At 55.0% G+C, this 11,355-nt stretch carries 13 protein-coding genes; 9 read left to right on the forward strand and 4 right to left on the reverse strand.

Annotation, left to right across the window (positions count from 1 at the left end; translation table 11 throughout):
* Positions 1–2: 2 nt before the first annotated feature.
* The 3 genes from RCH09_RS08460 to RCH09_RS08470 all read right to left on the reverse strand — a co-directional run bounded on the left by RCH09_RS08460 (position 3) and on the right by RCH09_RS08470 (position 1,707).
* Positions 3–491 carry a hypothetical protein gene (locus RCH09_RS08460; protein WP_326940633.1) on the reverse strand — a complete coding sequence of 163 codons (489 nt, stop codon included), beginning with the start codon at positions 489–491 and terminating at the stop codon, positions 3–5.
* 61 nt (positions 492–552) lie between these two features.
* Complete coding sequence (locus RCH09_RS08465) at positions 553–873, reverse strand: hypothetical protein (protein ID WP_326940634.1); 321 nt, start codon at positions 871–873, stop codon at positions 553–555.
* 9 nt (positions 874–882) lie between these two features.
* A complete protein-coding gene (locus tag RCH09_RS08470; protein ID WP_326940635.1) occupies positions 883–1,707 on the reverse strand; it encodes a hypothetical protein in 825 nt (274 codons plus the stop codon).
* A gap of 1,646 nt (positions 1,708–3,353) precedes the next feature.
* Between RCH09_RS08470 and RCH09_RS08475 the strand changes: the two genes are divergently transcribed.
* The 4 genes from RCH09_RS08475 (at position 3,354) to RCH09_RS08490 (ending at position 6,257) form a co-directional block, all read left to right on the forward strand.
* Positions 3,354–3,767, forward strand: a complete 414-nt coding sequence (locus RCH09_RS08475; protein WP_326940636.1) for a hypothetical protein — start codon at positions 3,354–3,356, stop codon at positions 3,765–3,767.
* Between the two features lie 101 nt (positions 3,768–3,868).
* Complete coding sequence (locus tag RCH09_RS08480) at positions 3,869–4,168, forward strand: hypothetical protein (RefSeq protein WP_326940637.1); 300 nt, start codon at positions 3,869–3,871, stop codon at positions 4,166–4,168.
* Positions 4,169–4,441: 273 nt separating this feature from the next.
* Entirely contained in the window at positions 4,442–4,564 is a 123-nt protein-coding gene (locus tag RCH09_RS08485) for a hypothetical protein (RefSeq protein WP_326940638.1), read from the forward strand.
* A 211-nt stretch (positions 4,565–4,775) separates the two neighbouring features.
* Complete coding sequence (locus RCH09_RS08490; protein ID WP_326940639.1) at positions 4,776–6,257, forward strand: DEAD/DEAH box helicase; 1,482 nt, start codon at positions 4,776–4,778, stop codon at positions 6,255–6,257.
* Between the two features lie 16 nt (positions 6,258–6,273).
* Here RCH09_RS08490 and RCH09_RS08495 read toward each other — a convergent pair whose 3' ends face one another.
* Positions 6,274–7,194, reverse strand: coding sequence for a LysR family transcriptional regulator (locus tag RCH09_RS08495; protein WP_326940640.1), 921 nt, complete (start codon positions 7,192–7,194; stop codon positions 6,274–6,276).
* 146 nt (positions 7,195–7,340) lie between these two features.
* On the opposite strand from RCH09_RS08495, the gene RCH09_RS08500 reads away from it, so the two are divergent.
* From RCH09_RS08500 to rfbD, 5 genes are all read left to right on the forward strand, one after another.
* A complete protein-coding gene (locus RCH09_RS08500) occupies positions 7,341–8,042 on the forward strand; it encodes a pirin family protein (RefSeq protein ID WP_326940641.1) in 702 nt (233 codons plus the stop codon).
* A 33-nt stretch (positions 8,043–8,075) separates the two neighbouring features.
* Positions 8,076–8,483 carry a DoxX family protein gene (locus tag RCH09_RS08505; RefSeq protein WP_326940642.1) on the forward strand — a complete coding sequence of 136 codons (408 nt, stop codon included), beginning with the start codon at positions 8,076–8,078 and terminating at the stop codon, positions 8,481–8,483.
* A gap of 87 nt (positions 8,484–8,570) precedes the next feature.
* Entirely contained in the window at positions 8,571–9,143 is a 573-nt protein-coding gene (locus RCH09_RS08510) for a flavodoxin family protein (RefSeq protein ID WP_326940643.1), read from the forward strand.
* 251 nt (positions 9,144–9,394) lie between these two features.
* Positions 9,395–10,462 (forward strand): dTDP-glucose 4,6-dehydratase, encoded by a 1,068-nt coding sequence (rfbB, locus tag RCH09_RS08515; protein WP_326940644.1) that lies wholly within the window; start codon positions 9,395–9,397, stop codon positions 10,460–10,462.
* Positions 10,459–11,355: a dTDP-4-dehydrorhamnose reductase gene (gene rfbD / locus RCH09_RS08520; RefSeq protein WP_326940645.1), complete on the forward strand. Its 897-nt coding sequence runs from the start codon at positions 10,459–10,461 to the stop codon at positions 11,353–11,355. Before rfbB ends, rfbD begins: the two co-directional genes overlap by 4 nt.

An 11,355-nucleotide genomic window follows, 5' to 3' on the forward strand; every position in this document is an offset into this window, starting at 1 on the left:
CATTACGCCGCAAATCTGGTGGCGCCATTACGCCGACAATCTTGTGGCGCCTTAACGCCGATTACGGAATGGCTCCTTAACGGCGAAAATTCACAAGGGGCAGAGCTTGGCTGCGAAAACGCTGCTTTGGGCGGCACTGCAATGCTTGAAAGTGGCATGGGAACAGTGTCAGCGATCGCGTCATGGGCCCGGGTATTGATGCCACGCCTAATTGGTTGGGAGTCCATCGGTTCGGGGTCCTCATCGAGATCACCCGGATCAACGCTTTTGCCCCATGTCCCGCGCCATGCGGCCAGCAACAACACCCCGGCCAGACCCACCCAGAACAATTCGATCAGTATGAACTTGATAGGCTTCTTGGCAAAAGCAAACTCGGCCCCCGCGCTACCAGATATGGTGCCATCCATCAACCCATGAAAGGCCAAATTGAGGCTACCCAGGCCCAACAACAATGCGAGAAGAGTGACCAAACCGTCACCAAATTTATTCATTCACCGCTCCTTGGTAAGCCTCGAGCAAAAAGGAAACGACATCCATGCCCAGCGGGCGTAACTATACCCAAGCCGCTTCGCGTTCAGCTGCGCTCGTATTAAATCTCTTTACCGTTTCTGTAATCTGCGACTCTTCCATAAATTTATAGGAAATTAAGTAGTAGAATAACTGCTGTTGGCCGATTGCACGCGTTCGAACTGGGGCTATCGACCCGTTGCTGTCGGTCACGCTTTCGAAAAGCAGTCGTTGAAAGTCTAAGCTAACTGAACGAACAGCGTCCGAGTCGAATGGATTGTCATGCAGTTCAGCAATGCAGCTCAATTTTTCCACCCTATTTTCAAATAAGAAGAATTGCTGGAAGCTCATCAAGTCGACCACCATTCAGTCTAGTCACTCCGTTTGCGAGTTCAATAACACCCACCATGGTCTACTTTTCTCATCGGCTTTATAGCGCATACCGTCATAGCGCAACTTGTAATAGGCGGGCTTGGGTTGAGGAAAGACAGGATTGCCAGTACAGGAACCCGTCGTTGCATATCCTATTTCTGTTTTGAGGAGAAAGTCAGCATAACCATGGCTGGACGATTCCTCGACTCCCAGTGTTAAGAACCCCACTTCCATATAGGACTCCGGTGAAGTTTCAAATCCCTTGCAACTGCCTATTGTCCTGTCCCTTTGCATCGCCAGACTGCTTAACACAGGGCGTAGCTTTCCCCGTTCCATTACCAGCAACGTTAACTTGTCGTCTGCCTGGTTACACGAAGGACAGGATCCAGGATTGGTAATGCGGTAACCAAACGCCCTGACATCAGGCGCCAGTTGGTATCTTGCCGTATCAAGTGCGATGCGCCAGGTGGGTGTGCATATAGTTCCGTCGTGGCGGAGTGTGTCAACGAAACTGCCGATAACTCTGTGGGATTTCGCATCAATCAATGCGATCGCAACCTGCTTGTCGAAGCTAGATGGATGATCGGCCAAAACATGGATCAGAGATAGCAGCAAGGTATTTTTCCGCGCTGGCCACGATTTGCAATCATGCGCGACGACCCGGTCGGAATCTAATTTGCGGCCACCGAAAAACATATCCTTCAGCTTGAAGTGCCTAATCGCTAGGCCCACAGCGTCTTCACAGGTGAGATTAGCAGCACTAGCTGGCCCCATGCTAAGTAGAGCTAGAAGTAATGTAATTTTTGCTTTACCCTCTGCGCCGCTCATCGCCGGACGTTATCAGGGGAAGGAATTAACTACCGCAGGCTTTGATGCAATCAAGATTCCGATGCATGGCCCGGTCTCAGATAAAGAATTGTATGAATTGTCTTAATAAGAAAATGTTGATCGCCATGAGTAAAGCGTTATCAAAATTGCCTGTTCGCAGAAAAACCTACTTGATATTTTTATTTATCGAAGTGAAACTAAAATTTCAATTTCACTCGGCGTGCCACAGTCACCAGTAAATAGGCCGATCTCACTTCTCAAGTTATCTGCGCATATTATCGACATGGCAAAGTCCAATCCAGATCGATTTTGGACTCGCATTTCGTACGAGTTGATGCAGCTCGAAAGCATTACTGGAAGTCAAATCGCTATTGAGGCCGCAGATACCTTGCTTATTGAAAGGAAGAATCGTGACGATATCGTTCATCAACACTAGGGATATAAGGAAAATAAACTTCGCAAACAAACTGAAATGTCTAGGAAATATCCGGCGTAAATCGGCGGTCAGATCGGTCAGGTCAACGAAATGGATAACGGGCGCATGGCGGTTGACCCGAAATTTGAAGATCCGGTAGTACGTCGCCAGGTAATGGACGTGATTAACACCGTTCTAGTTGGCGCAACAAAGCCTGGTGTGTCTGATTCTTAGAATCGCATTGACCAAGTTTCTCAAGCAGTATTCAAGTGGTAGGGTTAAGCCGGTATCGCAGCCTGACTGAACCCCTGGCATGCGGCGGAATCCACCATCATCCCGCATTCCTATCTGCCGCCGAACGCTATCTTCGGGCGCCCATGCTGTCTAAACCAGCTCCGTACATCAAAAATTAGCTGCAAAACGAACTCCCAGCCGCCGCAGCGGCTAGTTGGTGTGCTAACTTGCTTTTTTGCAACCATTTTTGTGCGATCCCAGCACAAAGATGTTTCTGCTGTTTTATCGAGGAGGATGGAAAGTGTCTCTTATTGCAACATTTTACATGTTCGTTTAATATCAATGAGTTAAGCGATTTATATAGCTTTGATTTGGACCGCTTATCAGACTGAAGAACCATGGATTTGGAAAATATTCGTAGTAGGAATTACCAGTTGTGCGGCTGAATATTTTCCAAGTGCGGGCTGCCAAACCACCATTTCGCATCCCAAACCTGACCTAAAATGCCTGCCGCATGATGCCGGCCCAGATCGGGCTCGTTAAATTGCTTTTTACACCATGAATTTAATTTTCGCAGGGTCGAGATGTTTTTGCTCAAAGATAAAGGATGATGGAAAATTGTATTTGTATCATTCTCAAGCGAGTTTCCTTTATTTTTCAACAGCTTACGACAAATTTACGGACTAAATACACCGAATTTATACGAACAGAAATATTAAAAATTGGAAAAAATAGTCCGAAAATTATAGGTTAAACCGCGTTCAGGATGGTTCATCCTATTTTTCTTTGTGGCAATTCCAGACGCAGCAGCAACAAGGTAGTGATTTAAGGATGTTGGAAACTTTACCCTACTTTTTTTTCCATCCTCCTGTAGCAAAAGCGGAATTCTTCGTAAAAAACTCCGTATTTTGCGGGGCCATAATTCGGAAAGCCGGCGCTGGGAAAAACTGGACCGCTGGGCAGTCAAACAGGGCAGGGCAAAAAATTATGGGAAAAAATGCAGGGCACCGAAACTGTCGCAAAAAGACCGCGAATTCGAACAAGCACGATTTCAGCACTCCCGTATCGTGACCTCAATCCGGAATACTTCCTCGAAGCGAACAGTGCCGACGAGGCTAAAAATGTCGTCGATGGCTGGCACGAAGAAAAAATATCGCAGCAAATGCCATCGATTTCAGACGCAAGCGCGAAAAATTATATATACAATGCAGACCTTCTCACCAGAAAGTATGCGAAAGAATTCGATATTCCAGCAGATGACATGCATCCAACACATATTATCCGACCATTCTTCATGGCTTCAACCGAGATTAGGAAGAGCAGCTGGATCAAGTATCGAAATACTTTCATCTACGCGTTCAACATAGAGATTGAAAAAGCCGATGCATTGGCGCAGCCGCGCAATCAATAAACCAAAGCATTGGCAGCACTGATCTGCGTAAATTCGCCTCCAACGCCAGAAGGCTACAGTGAAAAGATAACAGTGACCTTCAAGTGGCCAGGCCAAAATCCGTGAAGTTCGAATATTTCGATGAAATAATCAACGAACTTGTGGCCTCGAAAATGTTGAGGAAGAAATCCTCAACACAAACACAATCCTCTGCGATTGCAACGCTTTCGACTCGATTGCGTCCCATCGAATGGGCGGATGCGGAAATCAGGATTGCCTCGGAGAAAAATGCGCCGGAAGGACATATGGCCTTGACAATACAAACCGCCAAGAAAAAGAGTACCGAGAAAAAATCATTTCGAGACATTGCCATCGCGCCCTGCACGGAGCTTGACCATATTAATCAGCATATTCGCCTGTGATCAGACTATATCGCCAGATCAATGATGTCGGCAGATTCGGCCACCGACTAGTATGCAAGGGAGTCCTCACGGATTATCCGTAGCACGTGCACAGAACTTTGGCCAATGAACCCTGATCGGTGGATCACGTTGTACACAGTGCGAGGACAAGCCATAGCCAATTTCAAAAAAATTTTCGGGAAAGAAATTGTTGTCGTAATGTGCGGGCATTCAAAGAACACTGTCACAGATTATTGCGTGCTGCAGCGTAAGGCGAGTCTGGCATAGAGGAAGATGACGGTTCAAGCAGGCCTGGAATCCCTGTGCATCGCCCACGAGATGATTTTTGAGCAAGTGAGCGCGGCAGAAATGGAGTCGATGAGCGAAACCCCTGGCGTGGAACAATCACCCTTTTGATTTCCTACTCGCTCACCCGATTGTTCCGAAGGTAAATGATCTTCCGGCTGATCCGGCCTTTGCTACAGGGGTATAATGCGCGAGGCTTAATGAAAGCCACGCTGCCCCACGACGCGCAACCACCTCATTTACCTAAGTAAAGACTGGGCGTTCACCCGGATTGATCCTCCGCCAGTGCCGTGCTTTAAGCCCGGAAAGCCCACCAGACACCATGACCGATATCAACACTGACGCAGTTTTGAGCGATGCGCCCGCCATCCGCTTCGAGGACTTCGGACTGTCCGCAGAAATTCTGCGGGCGCTGGCCGATCAGGGCTACGAACATCCGACACCGATTCAGGCCGCCGCGATTCCGGTGGTTCTGCAAGGCCGCGACGTGATGGGGGCAGCCCAGACCGGGACCGGCAAGACCGCCGGTTTTTCGCTGCCGATCATTCAGTTGCTGCTGGCGCATGCGAGTTCCAGCGCGTCTCCGGCGCGGCATCCGGTGCGTGCATTGATCCTGACGCCGACACGTGAGCTGGCCGATCAGGTCGCTGAAAACGTCAAGGCGTATTCCCGCCACACCCCAATCCGTTCGACCGTGGTCTTCGGCGGCATGGACATGACGCCGCAAACCGTGATCCTGCGCGCTGGCGTCGAAATCGTGATTGCCACGCCGGGTCGGCTGCTCGATCACGTACAGCAAAAAAACATCAACCTGTCGCAAACGCAGATTCTGGTCATGGATGAAGCTGACCGCATGCTCGACATGGGCTTTCTGCCCGATTTGCAGCGCATCATCAATTTGCTCCCGAAAAAGCGCCAGAACCTGATGTTTTCGGCCACGTTCTCGGGCGAGATCAAGAAACTGGCCAGCAGCTTCCTCAATGATCCGGTCACGATTGAAGTCGCGCGCAGCAATCAAACTGCCGATCGCGTCACGCAGGTGGTCTACAAGGTTGCGGAAGACGCCAAGCGCGACGTCGTGGTGCACCTGATTCTGAACCGCGCCCTGAAGCAGGTACTGGTGTTCTCCAATACCAAGATCGGCGCATCGCGTCTGGCGCGCGAGCTTGAGAAGGCCGGCGTCAAGGCCACCGCGATCCACGGCGACCGCTCGCAGTCCGAGCGCATGACGGCGCTGGAGGCCTTCAAAAGCGGCGCGATCGATGTGCTGGTGGCAACCGATGTGGCGGCGCGCGGTCTCGACATCTCCGACCTGCCGTGCGTCATCAATTACGACTTGCCATACAACGCCGAGGATTATGTGCATCGCATCGGCCGTACCGGCCGTGCCGGCGCCTCCGGCGATGCCATCTCGCTGTACTCCGAAAAAGATGAGCGGCTGCTGCTCGACATTGAAAAAATGATCAAGCACAAGTTCGTGCCGGCGGAACTGGTTGGGTTCACGCCACCGTCGGAGCGCACCGAACGGCGTCCGCGTCGCGATGCGGCCGAGGCGTCCAGCGCGCCGGATCGCGCGCCACGTCCGCGGCGCGAAGAATCGGGCCGGTCTGATTCGATTCGCACCGACCAGACGCGAGCGCCAGCGCCGCGCCGTGAAAAAGTCGATCCGTGGTTCCTCAAGCCCTACGAGCCTGCCGTTGCAACCGCACCGGCCGAGCCATCCGGGGCGCAGCCGGCGACGGCTACTTCCGGCAAGGCCAAGCCGCGCATGGCGGCGTTGCTGGGTGGTTCGATCAAGCGCTGAGCATTTCCATCGTGTTCTACCCCTGACCCAGCATGGCGTGTTGCGTTGCCGGTTGGGCCAGGCGGTCGAGAAACCAGGCCAGGCATTTCCCGCGCGCGGCATTGCGCCACGCAATCATGCAATGTCCCGCCGGCTTCGGTTCGGTGGTCTGCTTCTCGTTCAGCGCGCCCGAGGCCAGATAGGGCGCTGCCAGCGATCGTGGCAAATGACCGCATCCCAGCCCGGCGACCTGGGCCAGCAACTTGGCGCGCACCGATGGGACGGTTAACGTGTCCTGTCCGCTCAGTAACCCGACGGTAATGGCTGCCAGGGCACGGCCACTGTCGCCCACGGCCACGGCGCGATGCTGTTGCAGCATGGCTGCCGAGATCGGTTCCGTTTGATGCGCCAGCGGGTGCCCTTGTGCCACCGCGAACATCCACTCGACCGAGCCAAGCGGACGGGTTTGGAAATCGCCACTCATGCGAATGATTTCCGGACTGTCCTGCGTGGCGCCGATGATCAGATCGGCGCGATCGTGCAGCAGCGCTTCCCACGTGCCGTTCATGACCTCCTCCGAAAAGCGCAGGCGCGTGCCGGACCCCTCGCGGCTGAAATCGGCAATCAACGGCAACATCGACTCAAACGGCACCATGCTGTCGACCACAATGCGTAACTCGACTTCCCAGCCCGTGGCAGTGCGCTTGACGCGTTGTTCGAGCTGGTCGGCGGCGCGCAGCAAATGCCGTCCCTCAATCAGCAATTCCGACCCGGCGTCGGTGAGCCTGGCGCGGTGTCCGCGGCGATCAAACAGCAGGACATCGAGATCGTCTTCCAGCTTGCGGACGGTGTACGTGAGCGACGACGGCACCCGGTCCAGTGCGACGGCTGCGGCGGCAAAACTGCCTTTGCGATCGATCATGTCGAGGATGCGCAGGGCTTCGAGGGTCAGGTTCATGCGTGGGCCACTTCATCAGGGAATTTGAATGAGATGTCGGAAATTAAGCCCTTATGCGGGCTCGGTCAAGCCTCTATAGTGCAGTCACTGGCCAGCGGATTGCACTGATTCGAACGGCCCGGCAATCACCTGAAAGGAATTCAATCATGCTTCAAGTACGCAAAAGTGGCGAACGCGGTCATGCAAATCACGGTTGGCTGGATGCTTATCACAGCTTTTCTTTTGGCGGTTACCACGATCCGGCCCATATGGGTTTCGGCCCGCTGCGCGTGATCAATGAAGACCGCATCGATGCCGGCGCCGGTTTCGGCACGCACGGTCATCGCGACATGGAAATCATCACCTATGTGCTCGATGGCGAACTGGCACACAAGGATGACATGGGCAACGGCAGCGTGATTCGTCCCGGCGATGTACAGCGCATGAGTGCTGGTCGTGGTGTGATGCACTCGGAATCGAACCATGCCAAGGATCGCCAGACCCACTTGCTGCAGATCTGGATTGAGCCGAATGTGCGCGGGATCGCTCCCGGTTACGAAGAAAAACACTTCTCCGAAGCCGAGAAGCGCGGTCGTCTGCGTTTGATCGCCAGTCCCGACGGCAGCGATGGCTCGGTCATGATGCATCAGGATGCGAAGCTGTATGTCGGCCTGTTCGACGGCGCTGAGTCAGCAACCTTGCCGCTGCAGGCATCCAGGCTGGCGTATGTGCATGTCGCCACCGGCGCCATCAGCGTCAATGGCATTGCGCTCAACGCCGGCGATGCGGTGCGTGTCGGCGCGGAAACGCAAATCACCCTGACCGATGGCAAGCAGGCGCAGGTCCTGGTATTCGATTTACCGCAGTAACTACGTTTCATCACTTAAAAAAAGGAAAATTTCATGAACACACAATGGCAAAACCCGTTGGCCCTGGTCGGCCGCATTCTGCTGGCAGTCATCTTCGTGGTGTCGGGCTTCGGCAAGCTGATGGCCATCGACGGCACCGTCGCCTACATGACCAGCGGCGGCGTGCCGATGGCCAACCTGCTGGTGTATGCGGTAATTCTGGTGGAGCTGGTGGGTGGTCTGCTGATCATGGTCGGCTACCAGACGCGCGTGGTGGCGTTGATCGTCTTCCTGTTTCTGATCCCGGTCACGCTGCTGTTTCATAACCCTTCCGCCAATCCGGCGCAGGCCCAGATGCAAACGATCCAGTTGCTGAAGAATCTGGCGATCATGGGCGGCATGCTCAATCTGATGGCCTTTGGCGCTGGCGGCTGGAGTCTTGACGGTCGTCGTCGCAGTTAATTTTCCTCGCTTTCATTGGCGCGGCAGTGTCGGGATAGACCTGCTGCGCCATTTTTTTGTCCTGCACCTTTCCACGGAGTTTTGAACATGTCTAAAGTCGCCATCATTTTTCATTCCGGCTACGGCCACACCAAAAAACAGGCTGAAGCCGTCCTGGCCGGCGCGATTGCGGCTGACGCCAGCGCCGAACTGATTGCCATCGACGCCGAAGGCAACATCACTGAAGACCAGTGGGCGAGCCTGAACGCCGCTGACGCGATCGTGTTCGGCAGCCCGACCTATATGGGCTCGGTGTCGTGGCAATTCAAGAAGTTTGCCGACGCCTCGTCGAAGCCCTGGTTTTCGCAAGCCTGGAAAAACAAGATCGCCGCCGGCTTTACCAACTCGGCGACGATGAATGGCGACAAGCTGTCGACGTTGCATTACCTGTTCACGCTGTCGATGCAGCACAGCATGATCTGGGTCGGAACCGGCCTGATGCCGGCCAACTCGAAGGCAGCGCAGCGCGACGACATCAACTATGTCGGCTCGTTCGCTGGCGCCATGGCGCAAAGTCCGTCGGATTCGTCGCCAGAAGAGGGTCCTGCCAAGGGCGATCTGGAGACCGCCCGTCTGTTCGGCATGCGGGTGGCACAAACGGCAGATCGGATGGCCCGATAATCCGCATTGTTCACAATCATGCCCAGTCAACACCTGTTACATGAATTCGCCCTTATGTGGAAAAATCGCTTCTGCAGTAGGGTAAAATGTCACCGCGTTGAATACTGACGGTCAACCCGACGGTGCTCCTTTTTTGAAGGATTGCCGTCGCGATCGCGCCGTCAATTTCAGCCTGGTTGCATGCAAAGGGTTGCTGGCAAGACGTCCGAAAAGCCCCTGTATGTAAAAAATGGGCATCTGAGGGACATGGCATGATTTTAGTAACTGGCGGTGCCGGTTTCATTGGCGCGAACTTCGTTCTCGACTGGCTGGCCCACTCCGATGAGCCGGTCGTCAACCTGGATTTGCTCACCTACGCGGGCAACCGCGAAAATCTGGCGGCGCTGGCCAATGACCCGCGCCATATTTTTGTCCACGGCGACATCGGTGATGCAACGCTCCTCGCCCAGCTGCTTGAGACGCATCAGCCGCGCGCTGTATTGAATTTTGCTGCAGAAAGTCACGTCGACCGGTCCATTCACGCCCCCGAGGAATTCATCCAGACCAATGTGGTCGGCACCTTCCGGTTGCTCGAAGCCGTGCGCGCTTACTGGAGCAAGCTCGACGGGGATGCCCGGAACGCCTTCCGCCTGCTGCATGTGTCTACCGACGAAGTGTATGGTTCGCTCGGCAAGGACGCACCAGCGTTTTCCGAAACGCATCGCTACGAACCCAACAGTCCCTATTCAGCCAGCAAGGCCGCCAGCGACCATCTGGTGCGCGCTTACCACCACACGTATGGCCTCCCGGTTCTGACCACCAACTGCTCCAACAACTACGGCCCCTTTCATTTCCCTGAAAAACTGATCCCGTTGATGATCGTCAACGCGCTGGCCGACAAGGCCTTGCCGGTGTACGGCGACGGTCAGCAAATTCGCGACTGGCTGTACGTCAAGGACCATTGCAGCGCCATTCGCCGCGTGCTGGAGGCGGGCACCATCGGCGAGGTGTACAACGTTGGCGGCTGGAATGAAAAGCCCAACCTCGACATCGTCCACACCGTCTGTGCATTGCTTGACGAATTGCGCGCCCGTGCCGACGGCAAAAGCTACGCCGAACAGATTACCTATGTGACCGACCGCCCCGGCCATGACCGGCGCTATGCCATTGATGCCAGCAAGATCGAACGGGAACTCGGCTGGAAACCGGCCGAGACGTTTGACACCGGCATTCGCAAGACCATCGCGTGGTATCTGGATAACCAGGCGTGGGTCACCAACGTCCAGTCGGGCGCCTACCGCGAGTGGGTTGAAAAAAATTACGCCGAGCGTGCTGCTTGAAAATTCTTCTGTTCGGCAAGGGTGGGCAAGTTGGCTGGGAACTGCAACGCAGCCTGGCGCCGTTGGGCGAAGTGGTGGCGGTCGATTTTGACAGTCGCGAATATTGCGGCGATTTCAGCAACCTGGCCGGCATTGCCGAAACGGTTCGGCAGGTCGCGCCAGACGTGATCGTCAATGCCGCCGCGCACACTGCGGTCGACAAGGCCGAAAGCGAGCCCGAGTTCGCGCGGGTTCTCAATGCCGGTGCGCCGGCGGTGCTGGCCGAGGCCGCCATGCGCAGTGGTGCATGGCTGATCCACTATTCGACCGACTACGTATTCGACGGTAGCGGCGTCGCCCCCTGGCGCGAAGACAGCGCAACCCAACCATTAAGCATCTACGGCAAGACCAAGCGTGACGGCGAACTTGCCATCGCGCAGTCCGGCTGCCGCCATCTGATCTTTCGCACCAGCTGGGTGTATGCAGCGCGCGGTAACAATTTTGCGAAGACGATGCTGCGACTGGCGCGCGAGCGCGATCAGCTGACGGTCATCGACGACCAGATCGGCGCCCCGACCGGCGCCGATTTGCTGGCTGACGTGACTGCGCACGCCATCCGCGCTGCCGTGCAGCGTCCGGAGCTGAGCGGCCTGTATCACCTGGTGGCAGGCGGCGAGACCAGCTGGCACGGCTACGCGCGCTTTGTTCTCGAGGTCGCACGCAGCGCCGGCCAGGAGCTGAAGGTCGGACCGGATGGCGTTCTGCCTGTGCCGACCAGCGCGTTTCCGACAGCGGCGGTTCGCCCGCACAATTCGCGGCTCGATACCAGCAAGCTGCAAGACACTTTTGGCTTGACTCTGCCCCATTGGCAAAACGGCGTGGCACGCATGCTGGCCGAATTTCTCCAGAAATGA

Origin of the sequence: Actimicrobium sp. GrIS 1.19, from assembly GCF_035984655.1 — a bacterium.
Classification (GTDB): domain Bacteria; phylum Pseudomonadota; class Gammaproteobacteria; order Burkholderiales; family Burkholderiaceae_D; genus Actimicrobium.

What these genes read in the sequence shown, in the direction of transcription:
- RCH09_RS08460 (WP_326940633.1), bottom strand. Translation starts at nt 491, where the DNA reads ATGAATAAATTTGGTGACGGTTTGGTCACTCTTCTCGCATTGTTGTTG.
- RCH09_RS08465 (WP_326940634.1), bottom strand. Translation starts at nt 873, where the DNA reads ATGGTGGTCGACTTGATGAGCTTCCAGCAATTCTTCTTATTTGAAAAT.
- RCH09_RS08470 (WP_326940635.1), bottom strand. Translation starts at nt 1,707, where the DNA reads ATGAGCGGCGCAGAGGGTAAAGCAAAAATTACATTACTTCTAGCTCTA.
- RCH09_RS08475 (WP_326940636.1), top strand. Translation starts at nt 3,354, where the DNA reads ATGCAGGGCACCGAAACTGTCGCAAAAAGACCGCGAATTCGAACAAGC.
- RCH09_RS08485 (WP_326940638.1), top strand. Translation starts at nt 4,442, where the DNA reads ATGACGGTTCAAGCAGGCCTGGAATCCCTGTGCATCGCCCACGAGATG.
- RCH09_RS08490 (WP_326940639.1), top strand. Translation starts at nt 4,776, where the DNA reads ATGACCGATATCAACACTGACGCAGTTTTGAGCGATGCGCCCGCCATC.
- RCH09_RS08495 (WP_326940640.1), bottom strand. Translation starts at nt 7,194, where the DNA reads ATGAACCTGACCCTCGAAGCCCTGCGCATCCTCGACATGATCGATCGC.
- RCH09_RS08500 (WP_326940641.1), top strand. Translation starts at nt 7,341, where the DNA reads ATGCTTCAAGTACGCAAAAGTGGCGAACGCGGTCATGCAAATCACGGT.
- RCH09_RS08505 (WP_326940642.1), top strand. Translation starts at nt 8,076, where the DNA reads ATGAACACACAATGGCAAAACCCGTTGGCCCTGGTCGGCCGCATTCTG.
- RCH09_RS08510 (WP_326940643.1), top strand. Translation starts at nt 8,571, where the DNA reads ATGTCTAAAGTCGCCATCATTTTTCATTCCGGCTACGGCCACACCAAA.
- rfbB (WP_326940644.1), top strand. Translation starts at nt 9,395, where the DNA reads ATGATTTTAGTAACTGGCGGTGCCGGTTTCATTGGCGCGAACTTCGTT.